Consider the following 18,946-nt stretch of genomic DNA (forward strand, 5'->3'; position numbering starts at 1 on the left):
ATCCCCGTCCAATGGGACCTTTAGGAATTGAAAAACTATCGTGGTATACTAAAATCAAGGAGTCAATTGAGTATCTCTATTCTAAAGGTACTATTAATTTCATTTGCCTTCTTTTCCAATTCTCATTAAAAATTTCTAACTGTCTATCTATTTACGTAGTTTCTAAACTAGTAATAGACTACAAAAAGAGGTGATATTCCATGAGAGTTCTTTTAGTAGAGGATGATTTAAAATTAGGTAAATTCACTGAACATATGTTAAAAAATCAAGGACAATTTCAAGTGGAATGGTTAACCTCTGGCGAAGATGCTTATAACCAAGCAATTTCAACAAGTTATGACGTTTTAATACTAGATTGGATGTTGCCTGACTTAAATGGTGTTTCAGTATGTCAAAGATTACGCAAGGATGGATATAACGGAGCTATCTTAATGCTTACTGCAAAAGACTCCGTAGATGATCGGGTCAAAGGTCTTGAATCAGGAGCCGATGATTATTTAACTAAGCCATTTGAGTTTAGTGAACTGATTGCAAGAATTCGAGTGTTAGGAAGAAGAAATTTCGCTCCATTACAAGAAGATATTGTACAGATAAAAGATATAACGTTTAATCGGATAAGCTGCACTATGTCTCGAGGTGATGAGACAATCCAACTTACTCAACGAGAATTTCAATTGTTTGATTTATTAGTTCGTAATATTGGAATTACTTTACCTAGAGAAGTTATTTTCGATCGAATTTGGGGAATTGATTCTGATACTTCTAGTAATAATGTAGATGCCTACATCAAAATGTTACGAAAAAAGATTGATTTACCAGACCAAAAATCCTATATTACGAGTGTTAGAGGAGTTGGTTATAAAATTGAAGCCTAATCATCACATCTTCTTAAATACAAGTAAGCAACTAACCGCCTATAACCAAAAAATGCTGATCATTTTCTTGTTATTATTTAATTTAGCAGTGAATAGTATACTCATTTTTTATGTTTATCTTGACCAAAAAACAGAAATAATTGCGTTAGCGAATCAAGAATCAAAAGAATTACAAGCAAATAATGGTGAAACGATTAGTTCTTTAATTAAAAACGATTATAAACCTCCAGTGACTAGACGAAAAAGAGGAATGTTTTTGAACTATTTTATTGATTCAAAAAATGTTTTACATGTAAGAGATGAAGTTTCGTCAAACTATCAAAACAGTATTGCAAAAACACTCCAAGGTTGGGAACCAAATACAACTCATGTTGTACTTAAGAAAATACATCCACCTTTAAAAGAAGAGTTATACTTGATGATCGCCGCTCGAAATTTATATGATTCTTCAAATCATTATGAAGGTACGATCTATATTGGAAAGGACTTAACTTTCTTCATTTCATTAATCATTCAATTTTTTATTATTTCATTTAGCTTATCTTTAATCTTTTTGTTCTTAGCACTGTATATTGGTAAAAAAATGACAAACCAAGCAATGCGACCAATTATTCATTCATTTGATTTACAACAAGAATTCATTGCAAATGCTTCTCATGAATTAAGAACTCCATTAAGCGTTATTCAAGCTGGGCTCGATATTATCGATCTTGAGAAAAACTCACTCTCTTCTTTCTCAACCGAAACTCTAAGTGACATTAAGAACGAAATAAGAAGTACAACACAATTAGTCAATGATTTACTTTTTTTAACACGATCAGATGCATCACAAGTAGAAATAAACAATACTGAATTTGAACTTAACGATTTTCTGTTAAATATTATTCGTCCATTTCAATTAATTGCTTCAAAAAAACACCAAACACTTACACTACAGACAAATAAACCGATCTTAATAAAACAGGATCAAGAAAAACTTAAACAATTAATCTACATTTTTCTTGATAATGCCATTAAATACACTCCGGAAAAAGGTGTTATAACGATTCAATATAATCTTAATGATATGCAAAAGAAACCTAAATTGAATATCGAGATTTTAGATTCAGGTATTGGAATCTCTTCATCTGATTTAGAACATATTTTTGATCGATTTTATCGAACTGAAAAACACCGCTCTAGAACAGAAGGCAGTACAGGACTAGGACTTTCAATCGCTAAATCACTTGTTTCAGTTCTCGGCGGTTCACTCACTGTGAAAAGTCAATTAAACAAAGGAAGTAAATTTACTATAAAAATACCAATTAAATAATTGGTAAACCCCTAGAAAAATTAATTATAAATGACATTCAAAACGCTCGAAAATAATCGGGCGTTTTTTATCGTCCTAATTTATTAATCTATAATAATGAACATATTAGGCGAATTGTGCATATACTCCAAATATCAAAAGTTTACTTAAGGAAACATTATAGGATTAAACTAAATTATTTGGTAGTGGTCAAGATTTACATTTAAATAAGGGAGTTGAATAGATTGGCAAAGAAGGCAAATGCTTCAGAACTCGTATTAACAGACCCAAATTGGCAAAGTAAAAAAGGGCACCCAAGTCTTGAAGAAGTATATCGTACAATGAAAGTTCCGAAAAAAGGAAACTTTTTCAGAAAGTTGTTTGCTTTTATCGGTCCTGGTTATTTAGTGGCCGTTGGGTATATGGATCCAGGTAACTGGGCTACCTCAATTGCTGGAGGATCAACCTTTAACTATACATTACTGTCTGTTATTTTAATATCAAATATCATGGCAATTATTCTTCAAGCTCTTGCAGCTAAACTTGGTATTGTCACTGGGAGGGATTTAGCTCAGGCATGCCGAGATTATTTTAGTAAGCCTGTATCCTTTGGATTATGGGTATTATGTGAAATTGCAATTGCAGCATGTGATTTAGCAGAACTAATTGGTTCCGCTATTGCTCTAAACTTATTATTTGGTATCCCACTTTTTTGGGGAATTTGTCTAACAGCTCTTGATATTTTAATTGTTTTATTATTACAGAATAAAGGATTTCGATATATAGAAGCATTTGTCATCGCTTTAATTCTCATCATTGCAGGGTGTTTTATTGTTGAATTAGCAATGGCAAATCCGAGCTTAAAATCTATTGCTCTCGGTTTTATTCCAAGTTCTCAAATCATTACAAATCCAAGTATGTTGTTTATTTCTCTTGGTATTTTAGGTGCTACCGTTATGCCTCATAATCTATATTTACATTCTTCAATCGTCCAAACACGTAAATACGATACGTCAGATGAAGGAAAAAAAGAAGCTATTAAGTTCGCTACAATCGATTCTACAGTCGCTTTAATGCTAGCTCTTTTTGTAAATGCAGCTATATTAATTTTGGCGGCAGCTACCTTTTACAAAAGTGGAAATACAGAAATTGCATCTATTGAGCAAGCATTTCAATTTCTTACTCCTCTATTAGGAACAACATTAGCAAGTACGTTATTTGCAGTTGCATTACTTGCATCTGGTCAAAACTCTACACTTACTGGAACTTTAGCTGGTCAAATTGTTATGGAAGGTTTTTTAGATATACGATTACCGTCTTGGCTACGCCGTCTTATAACTCGATCTGTCGCAATTATTCCATCCTTAATTGTTACGTATTTATATGGAGCTAGTGGTACTACTAAATTACTAATTCTTAGCCAAGTAATATTGTCATTTCAACTATCATTTGCAGTTTTCCCTCTGGTCATGTTTACAAGTGACAAAAAGAAAATGGGGAAATTTGCAAACAAACCTCTCCTTAAATATACTGCTTGGATAATTGCTTCATTTATTGCGATATTAAATGTTTATTTACTTTGGGGAACATTTTTTTAGTAAATACTTTTGTTGAATTTTCTTAATCTTTAGTATAAAATTTCAAAGATGCTTTTATTAGGAGGAGGATTAGGACGGAATACAGAGGATCAACGGTTTATGATAATGAAGAATTTTTCAAAAAGTACATCGACAGAAGATACAGAAACGATAGTCCTAATATCCTCATTGAAAAGCCTGTACTATTTGAATTACTTGAGGATGTATATGATTATGACATTTTAGATTTAGGTTGTGGCGATGCTTCACTTGGTATCGACTTACTAAAAAATGGTGCTAAATCCTATTTAGGAATTGAAGGCTCTAAAAAGATGGTACAGAATGCTATTCTAAATTTAGAAAACTCATCTGGAAAGATCGAGCATTCTACTATGGAAGAATATGCTTTTCCAGAATCCACTTTCGATCTTGTTGTGTCACAATTAGCTATCCATTATATTGAAGATTTCAGCAAACTATCACAAAACGTATACAAAACGCTTAAATTTGGTGGAAGGTTTATCTTTAGCGTGCAACACCCATTACTTACTTCTTCTTTTGAAAGTATGACAAAGAATGGAAAACGCAATAACTGGATTGTAGATGATTATTTTAAAACTGGTAAGCGTGTAGAACCTTGGATTGGCGAACAAGTAGTAAAGTATCACCGAACAATTGACGAATATTTTTCAACACTACAAGAAGCAGGATTTGTTATTAATAAGATTCGAGAACCAATGCCTCAAAAACAACATTTCACTGACGAAGAAGAATATAATAGACGTTTGCGAATCCCATTATTTTTACTATTTGCGTGCACTAAGCCTCTATAAAAAAAAAGGGAGCACTCCATTTACTAGGGAATGCTCTTGTTTTCTTTCACCACAACTTTATAAATAAAACCTAAGAGTATGATATCCTTTTCATTGTACGTTTCAGGACATTAGTGGCAATACCACTTCCAACAATTGCAACTAGATTATTTGCTTGCAGTTTTTTTATCAAATAGTAAACAACCCCACTAAAAATGATGTCATAAACCAAAAAATTTCTAATATCTGTTCGATCCATTACAACAAAGACTACCGATGATTTTCTTGAAGTCAGATTCAGCCCTCCTGTTTGTTCACAAAATGATTTTTGCGTGTAGAATGATTAGCCAATTCCCAATAATGTTTTTCCATATCCGTTTTCCATTTTTTCATTCCAATCTTCTCTAACACTCTTATTGAAGCTTTATTATAAATAGAACAGGTTGCCTCAATTTTTTTTACACCATTTTGCTTGAATCCCCACTTAATAGCTGCCTTTCCCATCTCGGTGGCAAAGCCCCTTCCTTGAAAAGAAGGAGCAATGCTATATCCAATTTCCAAACTTCCCTGCTCAGTCGGTCCACCCTTGAATCCCATATCCCCTATAATTAGGTTCTGCTGTTTATGAATAAGAACCCCTTCAAACTCTTCCTCATTAGGGTGCTCTCTAAACCGGTGAATCTTATACTCAAATAAATTTTTATATACGTCAATTGGCCATCCTTTTGAAAAGGTATACTTTATTCCATTTATTTCAATTTCTTGTACCCCGTTTAACACCTTCTCCATTGCACTAGCTGTAAATGTAACTAAAAGTAAATTTTTCGTTTCGATAGTTGGCAATTGACAGTCTCCTTTACATTAGCCACTTTACATAATAGAATCGGCTATCCTTTTCAGATGGATATCCATTAAGTGTAGCGAAAACTTCGTACCCTTGTTTACGGTAGAATTCAGGTGCTTGAAAACTAAATGTATCTAATTTGATTAATCGGCATTTTTTCTCAACCGCAAAATTTTCCATTTCCTTCAGTAATTTCGTTCCAAATCCACTTCCTCGAACTGTATCATCAATCCAAAAGAAATTGATATGTAGACATTTCCAGTAATACGTTCCGACAATTCCTCCTACTATATCATTGTCATCGTTCCGTAAAACAAAACTAACTTCTTCAAATTCTTTTCTCATATCTTCTGGGATATTTTTTTGATTATATTCAATTAGTTTACTTCTAATATATTTTGTATCATTTTCATCCCACTGTTTTATAATCTTCATTTTTTATCTCCTAATCTATTTTTCTTTAAAGACAAATCTAGAAATAAGTAATCCAATCAGTCCAACTAAAATAAAGAGTCCAGCACGAACAATTAATGAAACATTTGGAATATCAATTAAAACAAACTTGATAAACACTAAGACAATAACTCCTGTTCCTAGATAGTACCAAAGCTTTATTTTCTTCAACACGCCTAACAGAATTGTTCCAATTGCAACAATTAACCAGCTTATATTCATTACGATTCGTGAAGCTGTATCTGACCAACCCTTTGAAATAACAGACGAGATTTCTGTTACGAAAACTAACACTAAAACCATTGTTATTAAAGAACCTAGGTTAAGTACTAATGACTCTTCATCTTCTTTTGAATTTTTTATTGTTACATAAGTAAACGCACACACATAGAAAATCAAAGCTATAAAGGTTATTGTTTTATAAGAAATGATTGCTTCAATCGGACTAGTTATAATTAATAATGCAACAGGTACTGCAGTTAAAAAGCAAAAAACTAGTTTAATATAATCCTTATACTTTATATAAAATAAATAAGCTATAAAGCTTTGGACTAATAAAAAGAGTCGTAACAAATCATAAGAGAGAACATTAATTGCTAAAAAGGTTATGCCTAAAATTAAATTTGTTGTTGATAGAAAAAAGCGTTCCTTATTCGTTTTATAACGAACCACTAAATAAACATAAAGTGCACTGATTAATAGAAAAAATATTGTAATTGTGTTTTCTTTAAATGTCCTCATGCACCAGCAAATAACAATTAATAAACTTGTGTTTAGTACCCCCATTTGCCACTTTAGCGAAATCTTACTTCTTAAAAAGATGACTAATAGCCCTAAATGTTGAAGAATTACTGCAAAAGAAGCATATTTAAAAAACTCATAATGATAACCCTTTTGGATAAAAGGAATGACTAATACTAAATTTAATAATATTGATGAAGTAAGATAAAGAATCTTATGTGTTCTCCATGTTGAATAAGCTAAGAATACTAAATATAATAAAGTCTCATAACCTATAAAAAACAACGTATTTGGATGAGAACTTTCAATTAAAAATGGAATTAGAACGCCACCAATACAACTTAATATCCCTACTGGTTCAGAACGATAACGATCTGTTAAAAATAATCCAAGGGTAATCCAACATACATGCAAGAAAAATGCAAAACTAGGACCGATGTAATCATATAAATTATGCATAGCATAAGTTGTTAGCATTAGTACTGGCAAAACAGCACCTATACAAACTTGACCAAGCATGTTGCGCCCAGATTTAATTTGACGATTTCCGATCCATAATAGTAAAATGGCGACCAAAAAGCCAATTCCAACTTTAGCAGCATGATTTAATATTCCGAAATCTGAAGCTGCTTTAAATCCCCACATTATCCCTGCTAAAAAAATTAGAATATAAACTCTTGGTAACCATTTTTGGAAGATTAGTTTTTCTAAATCAAGATCGTCCTTTTCAACTTCTTCCTTTTTTAACGTTTGCTGCATTGATTCAACTTTAATCGATTTTATTTCTTTATGCTCACTTTTAATCGGCTCTTTCTCTCTAGGACGTGTTACAGACATATGTAATTGTCTTTTTAATTCGTCAACTTCTTTTTCCAATAACTCCACTCTTTGTTCTAATAGTTTTTGATTTTCTTCCATTTTCCACCTCACAAAGATTATGATTATTTCGCTACTCAATTTACTCTATTTCTCTATGTATATTCTTTTTATGAAAATCAATTAAACTTTTTAAAAGTCATTTCCAAGTAACAAGAACTAATCTTTATTATTTTCGACATAATGATACAAATCCCTTTCCTTGTGTAATGATTTTCTTTTAATCATTTATTTTTGTGGTAGGTATTAAAAAAAGGCAGTTTTCGTATACATTGTTGCTATTTTAGAATGAGTTAGTTGATTACAACTCCAGGATGCTCCCTTTCCGTGGGGCGTGAGCTGAGCCTCCTCGTCACTATCGCTCCTGCGGGGTCTCAGCCTTCCCGCTATTCCCACAGGAGTCTCGTACCTTCCGTTATAATCAACTTCTGTCTTTAAAATTAATAATTTCAAAAACTCTTTTAGAAAAGATCCTAAATAAAACAATTCTATGTCATATTGAAATTTGTCATATTTCCCCGGAAACTTTTTCTATCTCTTTAAAAGAAGATAAAAAAAAGCCTCTACCAAATAGGTAGAGGCTCTTCTTAATTAAAACATTACTTTATCTTGTTTTTGTTGAAGAACCATTTCTAAGAATGATTCAAATGCTTGAGTACCAATGTCTCCTTCACCACGTTTACGAATTGCAACTGTGTTGTTTTCAACTTCTTGGTCACCAATTACAAGCATGTACGGTACTTTTTGTAATTGCGCTTCGCGGATTTTATATCCGATTTTTTCACCACGTAAATCAGCTTCTACACGAATACCTGCATCCTTTAATTGTTCAGCTAATTTCTCAGCATATTCATTGTGAACGTTAGAAATTGGAAGAACAGCTACTTGTACTGGTGCTAACCAAAGTGGGAACGCACCTGCAAAGTGTTCAGTTAAGATTCCTAAGAAGCGATCAATTGAACCGTAAATTGCACGGTGTACAACTACTGGACGTTCTTTTTGATTATCTTCATTTACGTATGTTAAATCAAATTTCTCTGGCATTTGGAAGTCAAGCTGAATTGTTGCACATTGCCAGCTACGTTTTAATGCATCTTGGATATGGAAGTCGATTTTTGGACCATAGAATGCACCATCACCAGGATTTAATTTAAATTCTAAATTTTGTGCTTCTAATACGTTTTCTAATGCTTTTTCAGCATTGTTCCATAATTCTTCAGAACCCATTGAATCTTCAGGGCGAGTTGATAATTCCACCTTATAAGTGAAACCAAATACGCCATAAATTTCTTTAATAATATTAATAACTTCAATAATTTCATTTTCAATTTGGTCTGGACGACAGAAAATGTGAGCATCATCTTGAGTAAATGTACGAACACGCATCATTCCATTTAGTGCACCAGAGAATTCGTGACGGTGAACTTGACCATTTTCACACATACGGATTGGTAAATCACGGTATGAGTGTAGTTTATTTTTGTAGACTAACATATGACCTGGGCAGTTCATTGGTTTTAAAGCAAAGTTTGTTTCATCTACTTCAGTGAAGTACATGTTTTCATGGTAATGATCCCAGTGACCTGATTGCTCCCATAAACGTTGGTTCATGATGAATGGTGTACGAACCTCTTGGTAATCTTTACGAGATTGAATTCCACGTTCGTATTGCTCTAATTCGTTACGGATAATTGTACCTTTAGGTAAGAAGAAAGGCATACCTGGTGCTTCTTCAGAGAACATGAATAACTCAAGCTCTTTACCTAATTTGCGGTGATCACGTTTTTTAGCTTCTTCTAATAAGTGTAGGTATTCTTCTAATTCCTTTTTACTTGGGAATGCAGTACCGTAAACACGTTGAAGCATTTTATTGTTTGCATCGCCTCTCCAGTATGCACCTGCAACTGACATTAATTTAATCGCTTTTACACGACCAGTAGTTGGTACATGTGGTCCACGGCAAAGGTCAACAAATTCGCCTTGAGTATACATTGAAATTACTACATCTTCAGGTAAATCACGGATTAATTCTAATTTGAACTCATCCCCAAGCTCAGTGAAGAATTTTAAAGCCTCTTCACGGCTTACTTCTGAACGAGTAATTGGAAGGTTTTCTTTAATAATTTTTTCCATTTCTTTTTCAATTTTCGGTAGATCTTCTACTTTAATTGAAACAGGTAGGTCAATATCATAATAGAACCCATCAGCTGTTACTGGTCCAACACCAAAAGATATTTTTTCGTCTTTATAAATACGTTTTACAGCCTGTGCAAGAATATGAGCAGAGCTATGACGCATCATTTCTAAACCTTCTGGATTATCTTGAGTAATGATTTGAACTTCACATTCTTCTGTAATTGGTGTGTTTAAATCAACCAGCTTCCCGTTAATTTTTCCACCTAAAGCTTTTTTCTTTAAGCTAATGGAGATTGAACCAGCGAAATCTTCAACTGTTGTGTTCATTTCCACCTCGCGAATTGATCCATCTGGTAATTTAACTGAAATCATTCTGTTCACTCCTTTTTGATTTTATCCCTAGCTTGGCTAGACATTTAAATTTTGACAATAAAAAAAGAGCACACTCGTAGGGACGAATGTGCTCGTGGTTCCACCCTAATTCATTACATAGAAAAAACCTATGTAATACTCAACGTTTTAACGGTCAATACCGATAACGGTTACTAATCAATAGACGTTCCCCGCTATAGCTACAAGGTGGTAAGTCGAACAGCGTATAGGAAATTCTTGCACCAAATGAATTTCTCTCTGAACTACCGTTTTGAACGCTCATATCCTTGATCTTAGCTTATTCATTATTCAATATAGATTTATTATATAGAATGAACTACACTTGTTCAAGTCCTCAAAAAAATTTTAAAGAAATTAGTACTTTATGTTATGCATATTTTACTATTATGTGACTTTTTACCCTTTTTATACATGTTCAGTATTTATTACATGTTTTGCAGTTTATTTTTCCATTCAGTATTCCATTCCACACTTTTTCCTGTTTTCTTTGACATATTCACTAAAGAATTTCGTCCCGTAAAACAGATCTCATCGTTTGCATTCATTCCCATGTAATGCAAGTCAACTGATGAACGTCCGATACTCGCTGCCCTTACGTAAATTCGAATGGTTTCATCGAAGTATACTTGTTTCAGGTAATCACATTGTAAATCTGCAACAACAGGAATTGTTTCATTTTCTGTATTTGTCCATTCTTGCATAAAACCTAGAGATTTAAAAAATTCGATTCTTGCTTCTTCAAAATAAGTAAATGGCACAGTATTGTTCATGTGTCCGAACATATCCGTCTCACTAAAACGAACTTTAATTGTTATATAAAATTCAAAAGTTTTTTGCCATTCATTAAGTGGAGTTGTTATATAATCCATTCTTGCCATTTTGTTCCCTCCTAGAATATCGATTTAACACCCCTAAAAAAAGAATGAATATTCACTCATTTTAAGGTAAATAAATTGCCTCCCTTTGCAAGGAGGCAATTTGACTTTTTTATACTTCGTCGCTTCCGAAAAAGTCTTTAATTGATTGAATTGTAGTTGCTCTGTTTAACGCTGCAATTGATGTTGTTAATGGAATACCTTTTGGACATGATTGTACACAGTTTTGTGAGTTACCACAATTTGTTAATCCGCCTTCATCCATGATTGCATGTAAACGTTCAGCTTTGTTCATCTCACCAGTTGGATGAGAGTTGAATAAACGTACTTGTGAAAGTGGAGCGGGTCCAATAAAGTTTGATTTACTATTAACATTTGGACAAGCCTCTAAACAAACACCACAAGTCATACATTTTGATAATTCATAAGCCCATTGACGTTTTGACTCTGCCATACGAGGACCAGCGCCTAAATCGTATGTTCCATCAATTGGAATCCATGCTTTAACTTTCTTTAGAGAATCAAACATTCTGCTACGATCGATTTGTAAATCACGAACGACAGGGAATGTACTCATTGGCTCTAAACGAATAGGCTGTTCTAATTTATCAATTAGTGCAGTACAAGATTGGCGTGGTTTTCCATTAATGACCATTGAACAAGCACCACATACTTCCTCAAGACAGTTCATGTCCCAAGTAATAGCAGTTGTTTCTTGACCATTTGCATTAACAGGATTTTTTCGGATTTCCATTAAAGCCGAGATTACGTTCATATTCGGGCGATAAGGGATCTTAAACGTTTCTTCATAAGGAGCTGAAGTTGGTGAATCTTGACGTTTAACAATAAATGTAACCGTCTTGTCAGCAGTCATTGTTGTATTAGACATTCTTATTTATCCCCTTTCGATTTAGAATAATCACGTTTTCTTGGTTTAATTAATGAAGTGTCAACATCATCGTAATGGAAAACTGGTGATTTCAATCCTTCATCAAATTTAGCCATAGTTGTTTTTAGGAATTCCTCATCATTACGATCTGGGAATTCTGGTTTGTAGTGTGCACCACGGCTTTCATTTCTGTGATAAGCACCTAATGTAATTACACGTGCTAAGTGCAACATGTTTTCTAATTGACGTGTAAATGATGCACCTTGGTTACTCCATTTAGCAGTGTCATTGATATTGATATTTTTATAACGTTCAAGTAACTCTTGAATTTTATCATCAGTTTTTAACAGCTTATCATTGTAACGAACAACTGTTACGTTATCTGTCATCCATTCTCCAAGCTCTTTATGAAGAACATAAGCATTTTCTGTTCCATCCATAGCAAGGATCTTGTTTAATTTGTCTTGTTCTTCACCAACATGACGATCAAATACAGAAGATGAAACATCTGCTGCTGATTTATCTAAACCTTTGATGTATTTAACAGCATTAGGACCTGCAACCATACCACCGTAAATTGCTGACAGTAATGAGTTTGCTCCTAAGCGATTTCCACCGTGCATTGAATAATCACATTCACCAGCTGCAAATAATCCAGGAATATTTGTCATTTGGTCATAATCTACCCACAGTCCACCCATTGAATAATGAACCGCTGGGAAAATTTTCATTGGAACTTTTTTCGGATCTTCACCCATGAATTTTTCATAGATTTCAATGATTCCACCAAGTTTTATATCTAATTCATGCGGATCTTTATGAGAAAGATCTAAATACACCATGTTTTCTCCGTTGATACCAAGTTTTTCGTCTACACAAACAGAGAAAATTTCACGAGTAGCAATATCCCTAGGAACTAGATTTCCGTATGCAGGATATTTTTCTTCTAAGAAATACCAAGGCTTACCATCTTTATATGTCCAAACACGACCACCTTCACCACGAGCACTTTCACTCATTAAACGAAGTTTGTCATCTCCAGGAATTGCAGTTGGATGAATTTGGATAAACTCACCATTTGAATAAATTCCACCTTGACGGTATACAGCAGCTGCTGCTGACCCAGTATTAATAATTGAGTTAGTAGATTTACCAAAGATGATACCAGGCCCACCAGTTGCCATAATAACAGCATCTGCAGAGAAACTTACGATTTCCATTGATGTTAAGTTTTGTGCAACAATGCCTCGACAAACGCCTTGATCATCTACTACTACTCTTAAGAACTCCCAGCCTTCATATTTTTGAACTAGGCCTTCTGTTTCGTAACGACGAACTTGTTCGTCTAATGCATATAATAGCTGTTGACCAGTTGTCGCTCCAGCAAATGCTGTACGGTGATATTGCGTTCCACCAAAACGACGGAAATCTAATAAACCTTCTGGTGTACGGTTAAACATAACACCCATACGGTCCATTAAATGAATAATTCCAGGCGCAGCTTCAGCCATAGCTTTTACTGGTGGTTGGTTTGCTAAGAAATCTCCACCATAAATTGTATCATCAAAGTGCTCCCAAGGAGAGTCACCTTCACCTTTTGTGTTTACCGCTCCATTAATTCCACCTTGCGCACATACTGAGTGCGAACGTTTAACAGGAACTAATGAAAATAATTCAACCTTTGTTCCAGACTCTGCAGCTTTGATTGTAGCCATAAGACCAGCTAAACCACCGCCGACTATAATTAATTTACCACTCATGACGATCTCTCCTTACATGTTCGCTAGGTGTGGATTAACAAATGCAAATATTGCAGTTAATCCTACGAAAGTTAACGCTACAAAAATTGCTAAAGTAACATATGTTGAAATACGTTGCGCTCTTGGTGTAACTGTAATTCCCCATGATACTAAGAACGACCATAATCCATTTGCGAAATGGAAAGTTGTAGAAATAATACCTACTATATAAAAACCTAAGATGAATTTTGAAGTGAATAAGTCATGCATCATCATATAGTTAACATCTGCTCCAAGTGCCGCAGCAATACGTGTCTCCCATAGATGCCATACTATGAAAATTAATGTAATAACCCCTGAAATACGTTGTAAAATGTACATCCAGTTACGGAAATAACCAAATCTCTTCACATTGCTTGTACCTGTGAAAGCTATGTAAAGACCATAAATCGCATGGTACAAGATTGGTAAAAAGATAATAAAAATTTCTAAAACATAGCGAAAAGGTAGATCCGCCATAAAACCAGCAGCTTTGTTAAAAGACGATGCACCATTTACTGCAAAATGGTTAACAATTAAGTGCTGTGTTAAAAAGATTCCAATTGGAATTACGCCTAATAAAGAATGAAGTTTTCGTCTAAAAAACTCCTTTCCATTCGTGTTACTCATGTAACTTTAGCCCCCTTTAGTCTGTGAACATGATCCATGTTGTCTCTTACGTTTCAATTAATCTATTAAAATTGTAGAAAGCAAGAGAAAAATTAGCATAAAAATTAATTTTTTATGACATCTATCATCAAACTCATTTTACTCCCTGAGATAGACACCGTCAAGAAAACGCGTACATTTTTCTTTATTGAAAAAACTTTTAAACAATTTAATTTCTAATCTTTTAGCAAGCGTTTCTTTGTTGTTTTTCAGAGTATGATTTGTATATAATATAAACAGGTTTTTAAGAAAGGAAGTTTAGACCCACACATGACGAACGGCGAAGAAAATTTAAACATTCCAGGTAGTGTAAGTGGCTTTGGTTATGAACTAATACGACATGACTTACTTGGTGATCTTTTTGGAAGAGAACAAGAAGACATTTTGTATTGGGGAGGTAAGATGTTAGCCCGAAAATATCCTCTTGCAACATTTGAAGAAATTATCACTTTCTTTGAAAATGCAGGATGGGGAACATTAGTAGTTAACGAAGAAAAGAAGCAAGAATTTCATCTAACATTATCTTCAGAGCTAATATCCTATCGACATATACATAAAAAAGAAGTTTCTTATCAACTAGAAGCTGGCTTTATCGCCATGCAGATCCAACAACAAATTGATGTGGTTGCAGAAACATATGAAGAAAAAAATAAACGTAACGATAAAATTAAATTTCTTGTAAAATGGGATTTAAAAGATCCAATACGTGATTAAAAAAGAGGTCGTCTAATGTATGAACAATTGGCTTTTCTAAAGGTTTGATTCCTTATAGAAAGTCTTTTGTCCTTACACTTTGACAACCTCATTTTTTTATTTGTCTGTTTTGATAAACTTTGTTGCAATTTCAGTATGTGTATGATTTCCACTCCAGGATGCTCGCTTTCCTAGGGGCGTGAGCTGAGCCTCCTCGTCGCATCCGCTCCTGTGGGGTCTCAGTCTTCCCGCATCTCCCACAGGAATCGAGCACCCTTCCGTTCCAATCAACTTCTGTATTTTAAATTACAAAACATAAAAGCAACAATCTTTTAGAAAAAAGACATACATGCTAATAAAATTCGCACCATGGCCATCGAAAATAAGGGATTCATCCTATTATAATTGTCTTTTAAAATGTTATTTTCATGGTAGCCTTTAAAAAACAACAGTTCTTTTGAAAAGAGCCCATATATTTTAATTCCACATAAAGTTTCCAATTATTTTTCAACAACTTGCAACTTAGAAATACTATCCAACTCAAAACTTGAATGTAATGCATGGACAGCTTTCTCTAAGTCTGTTTTAGAAATAACTGTTGAAACTTTAATTTCAGATGTACTAACCATTTTAATCGTAATACCTTGTTCACCTAAATATTGGAACATTTTTGCAGCTACTCCAGGATTCGATACCATTCCGCTACCTACTATTGATACTTTTGCTAATTCCCCTTCAACATCAATTGATACATATCCTAATTGTTCTTTATTATCTTCTAATAATTTAATTGCATGAATCATACTAACTGAATTAATTGAGAAAGATAAATTCACTAAATTATCTGATGTGACACTATGGATAATAATATCGACATCAATCCCTTCTCTTGCAAGTAATGTAAAAATAGATGGCAGTAGATCAACACGATTAAATAATCCATTAAGTGTCATTCTTGTTATGTCTGATTCAAAAGCGATCCCTCTTACGACTGTTTGTTGTTCCATTTCTATATCCTCCCCAATAAATGTACCTATTTCATCAATTTGACTTGAACGAACTTGTAGTTTAATTTGATAATTTTTTGCAAACTCAACTGCTCGGGGATGTAAAACCCCTGCCCCTAGTGCTGCTAATTCAAGCATTTCATCATATGAAACATAACTTAACTTTGAAGCAGCTTTTACCATACGAGGATCAGTTGTATAAACACCGGTAACATCTGTATAGATGTCACATCGCTCTGCTTTTAGAGCTGCCGCTAGTGCGACCGCTGTTGTATCTGATCCACCTCTACCTAATGTTGTAATCTCATTCTCTGACGATATTCCTTGAAAACCAGCGACAATGACAATATAGTCTTCATTTAGAAATTGCTGAATTCTTGTCGTATCAATATGATTAATTCGAGCATTACTATGAATCGATTCAGTCTGTACGCCTGCTTGCCATCCTGTTAAAGAGATTGCTTTATACCCTTTAGCTTGAATAGCCATTGCTAGTAACGAGATTGAAACTTGTTCACCTGTAGAGAGTAACATATCCATTTCACGCTTGTTTGCATCAGGATTAATTTGTTTTGCTAAATCAACCAACTCATCTGTATGATGTCCCATTGCAGATACAACAGTAACAATACTCATTCCTTCCTCATAAGCACGAATAACTGTATTTGCAACATGTTGTATCCGTTCAATCGATCCAACTGAAGTACCACCAAATTTTTGTACAATAGTCCTCATTATAAACCCCCACTTTTTTCTTAGTTCTTCTCAATTTTTCGATAAAAATACAAAAAAGCGCGTGAATCAATGTTCACGCGCTTAATCTACAAATAATAAATAGACTTTGCATCAACATCTCTTCAATAGCTCCCCGCAATTACGCGACAGTCCTACACCTATTAAATGTAGTCCCAACAGAATGAATTGTGGATCCATTCCATTTCGGCGAATTTCCCTTTCGCTTAGTCATTCCAACGCCACACGTCTAGACTAAGATACTAATTAAATTCGCAACCTCTATTCTTCGAGAGTAAAATTATTAATTTTTATACAATTATATTTATAATCATAAAGTCTGTCAATAGTAGATGACATTCTTTTTAAATGAAACATACCAGCATTCTTACTCACTACGAAAATGTTGATAAATGACTTCGGCAACATTCTTTGGTATTTTAGCTTCTATCAATTGTTCAACAGATGCTTCTTTTATTTTCTTAAGTGAGCCAAAGTGTTTTAGTAATGATTTTTTTCTAGTACCTCCTACTCCAGGAATACCATCTAAAGCAGACTGAACCATCGATTTACTATGAAGCTGACGATAAAACTCAATTGCAAAACGATGGACTTCATCTTGTATTCGCTGTAAAAGGAAGAATTCTTGGCTTTGCCTATTTAGCGGAATCACTTCTGGTGGTTGTCCGATTAGCAAATCTGACGTTCTATGTTTTTCATCCTTTACGAGTCCAGCTGTTGGGACAAATAACCCTAACTCATTTTGTAATACATCCTCAACGGCTGCTAAATGCCCTTTTCCACCATCTACAATAATTAAATCTGGTAAAGGTAATTTTTCCTTTAGTGCTCTGCTATAACGACGTCTAACTACTTCTCTCATTGAATCATAATCATCAGGTCCGACAACAGTTTTTATTTTATATTTTCGATAATCCTTCTTAGAAGGCTTACCATCAATAAATACAACCATTGCAGATACTGGATTTGTTCCCTGAATATTCGAGTTATCAAATGCCTCAATGCGATATGGCATTTCAATGCCCAATGCTTCTCCAAGCTTTCCAACCGCTCCAATTGTCCGCTCTTCATCTCTCTCAATCAGTTTGAATTTTTCTTGGAGTCCGATTTTTGCATTCTTTTTGGCTAAGTCAACCAGTTCTTTTTTAGGACCGCGTTTTGGTTGAATGACTGGGACAACTAAAAGTTCTTTTAACAATTCCGCATCCACTTTATTTGGTACAAAAACTTCTTTCGGTTTAAAATGATGTGTCTTTTCGTAAAATTGCCCTACATAAGATAAAAATGCTTCTTCAGGTTCATCATATATTGGGAAGAAGGAAACATCTCTTTCGATTAATTTCCCTTGGCGTACAAAAAATACTTGGACACACATCCACCCTTTATCAACCGAAAATCCAAATATATCTCGGTCAACCAAATCACTGTTCATCATTTTTTGCTTTTCCATTGTTGCTTCAATTGATGAAATTTGATCGCGATACTCTTTTGCACGTTCAAAATCTAATGTTTCTGCAGCCGCCATCATTTTCTCTTCTAATTCTTTTTTTATTTGATCATGTCCACCATTTAAAAAACGAACGATTTCATCAACGATTTGCTGATTTTGTTCATCTGTTACTTCTTTTTCACAAGGAGCCAGACACTGACCAATATGATAGTACAAGCAAACTTTATCTGGTAATTTCGAACATTTTCGTAAAGGATACAGACGGTCAAGCAATTTCTTTGTTTCATTTGCAGCTGTTACATTTGGAAACGGTCCAAAGTATTTCCCTTTATCTTTTTTCACATTACGTGTAATTAGTAACCTCGGATGTTTTTCAGCAGTTATTTTTATAAAGGGGTATGTTTTATCATCTTTTAACATGATGTTATATTTCGGATCATATTTTTTAATCAAATTCATTTCCAAGATCAATGCTTCCATGTTCGAAGACGTTACAATGTATTCAAAATCAACAATCTCCTGAACAAGTCGATACGTCTTCCCATCATGAGACCCAGTAAAATATGAACGGACCCTGTTTTTTAATACTTTTGCTTTCCCTACGTAAATAACCGTCCCATGTGAATCCTTCATCAAATAACAACCTGGTTGATCTGGTAATAGTGCTAATTTTTCTTTCAGATGATTATGCATAATGCTCCCCCTTTCTTTAGATATTTTCTTTATTATAGTACGCAAAGGTGAAAACTGAAAATGATTTAGTTTTGGAAATATGTGATGATATGAAAAGAGCTTGGAGAAATTCCAAACCATTTTCAAATATAATATTCGACT

Annotated in this window: 15 protein-coding genes and 1 riboswitch; of the genes, 5 read left to right on the top strand and 10 right to left on the bottom strand. The window is 34.0% G+C overall.

The genetic code is table 11. The features are described from left to right. Nucleotides 1-200 precede the first annotated feature (200 nt). The 4 genes from J5Y03_RS01990 to J5Y03_RS02005 all read left to right on the top strand — a co-directional run bounded on the left by J5Y03_RS01990 (nt 201) and on the right by J5Y03_RS02005 (nt 4,576). On the top strand, nt 201-875 hold the full coding sequence (locus J5Y03_RS01990; protein ID WP_209401893.1) for a response regulator transcription factor: 675 nt from the start codon (nt 201-203) through the stop codon (nt 873-875). Continuing rightward, nucleotides 865-2,187 (top strand): sensor histidine kinase, encoded by a 1,323-nt coding sequence (locus J5Y03_RS01995; RefSeq protein WP_209401895.1) that lies wholly within the window; start codon nt 865-867, stop codon nt 2,185-2,187. The genes J5Y03_RS01990 and J5Y03_RS01995 overlap by 11 nt, the downstream gene beginning before the upstream one ends. A gap of 224 nt (nt 2,188-2,411) precedes the next feature. Beyond that, complete coding sequence (locus tag J5Y03_RS02000; protein ID WP_209401897.1) at nt 2,412-3,764, top strand: Nramp family divalent metal transporter; 1,353 nt, start codon at nt 2,412-2,414, stop codon at nt 3,762-3,764. Nucleotides 3,765-3,832: 68 nt separating this feature from the next. After that, nucleotides 3,833-4,576, top strand: coding sequence for a class I SAM-dependent methyltransferase (locus J5Y03_RS02005; RefSeq protein WP_209402208.1), 744 nt, complete (start codon nt 3,833-3,835; stop codon nt 4,574-4,576). 276 nt (nt 4,577-4,852) lie between these two features. Here the strand turns inward: J5Y03_RS02005 and J5Y03_RS02010 are convergent, their stop codons facing one another. The 8 genes from J5Y03_RS02010 to J5Y03_RS02045 all read right to left on the bottom strand — a co-directional run bounded on the left by J5Y03_RS02010 (nt 4,853) and on the right by J5Y03_RS02045 (nt 14,170). Next, nucleotides 4,853-5,398: a GNAT family N-acetyltransferase gene (locus J5Y03_RS02010; RefSeq protein ID WP_209401899.1), complete on the bottom strand. Its 546-nt coding sequence runs from the start codon at nt 5,396-5,398 to the stop codon at nt 4,853-4,855. A 13-nt stretch (nt 5,399-5,411) separates the two neighbouring features. Further along, nucleotides 5,412-5,834, bottom strand: a complete 423-nt coding sequence (locus tag J5Y03_RS02015) for a GNAT family N-acetyltransferase (protein ID WP_209401901.1) — start codon at nt 5,832-5,834, stop codon at nt 5,412-5,414. Nucleotides 5,835-5,849: 15 nt separating this feature from the next. Further along, nucleotides 5,850-7,511 carry a DUF2339 domain-containing protein gene (locus J5Y03_RS02020; protein ID WP_209401903.1) on the bottom strand — a complete coding sequence of 554 codons (1,662 nt, stop codon included), beginning with the start codon at nt 7,509-7,511 and terminating at the stop codon, nt 5,850-5,852. A 549-nt stretch (nt 7,512-8,060) separates the two neighbouring features. Continuing rightward, nucleotides 8,061-9,977: a threonine--tRNA ligase gene (gene thrS, locus J5Y03_RS02025; protein WP_209401905.1), complete on the bottom strand. Its 1,917-nt coding sequence runs from the start codon at nt 9,975-9,977 to the stop codon at nt 8,061-8,063. A gap of 446 nt (nt 9,978-10,423) precedes the next feature. Beyond that, nucleotides 10,424-10,876 carry an acyl-CoA thioesterase gene (locus J5Y03_RS02030; RefSeq protein WP_209401906.1) on the bottom strand — a complete coding sequence of 151 codons (453 nt, stop codon included), beginning with the start codon at nt 10,874-10,876 and terminating at the stop codon, nt 10,424-10,426. Nucleotides 10,877-10,985: 109 nt separating this feature from the next. Continuing rightward, nucleotides 10,986-11,747 (bottom strand): succinate dehydrogenase iron-sulfur subunit, encoded by a 762-nt coding sequence (gene sdhB, locus J5Y03_RS02035; RefSeq protein ID WP_209402210.1) that lies wholly within the window; start codon nt 11,745-11,747, stop codon nt 10,986-10,988. Nucleotides 11,748-11,764: 17 nt separating this feature from the next. Continuing rightward, the gene (gene sdhA / locus J5Y03_RS02040) at nt 11,765-13,522 is read right to left on the bottom strand and encodes a succinate dehydrogenase flavoprotein subunit (RefSeq protein ID WP_209401908.1); all 1,758 of its coding nucleotides are present in this window, start codon (nt 13,520-13,522) and stop codon (nt 11,765-11,767) included. A 12-nt stretch (nt 13,523-13,534) separates the two neighbouring features. Then, on the bottom strand, nt 13,535-14,170 hold the full coding sequence (locus J5Y03_RS02045; protein WP_209401910.1) for a succinate dehydrogenase cytochrome b558 subunit: 636 nt from the start codon (nt 14,168-14,170) through the stop codon (nt 13,535-13,537). A 309-nt stretch (nt 14,171-14,479) separates the two neighbouring features. On the opposite strand from J5Y03_RS02045, the gene J5Y03_RS02050 reads away from it, so the two are divergent. Beyond that, a complete protein-coding gene (locus J5Y03_RS02050) occupies nt 14,480-14,923 on the top strand; it encodes a YslB family protein (protein ID WP_209401912.1) in 444 nt (147 codons plus the stop codon). 479 nt (nt 14,924-15,402) lie between these two features. On the opposite strand, the gene J5Y03_RS02055 is transcribed toward J5Y03_RS02050, so the two are convergent. After that, entirely contained in the window at nt 15,403-16,644 is a 1,242-nt protein-coding gene (locus J5Y03_RS02055; protein WP_209401919.1) for an aspartate kinase, read from the bottom strand. Nucleotides 16,645-16,762: 118 nt separating this feature from the next. Further along, nucleotides 16,763-16,934: riboswitch (Lysine riboswitch) on the bottom strand. 95 nt (nt 16,935-17,029) lie between these two features. Then, entirely contained in the window at nt 17,030-18,805 is a 1,776-nt protein-coding gene (uvrC, locus tag J5Y03_RS02060; RefSeq protein ID WP_209401921.1) for an excinuclease ABC subunit UvrC, read from the bottom strand. Nucleotides 18,806-18,946: the final 141 nt, after the last annotated feature.

Origin of the sequence: Gottfriedia endophytica, assembly GCF_017814275.1 — a bacterium.
Lineage (GTDB): Bacteria > Bacillota > Bacilli > Bacillales > Bacillaceae_G > Gottfriedia > Gottfriedia endophytica.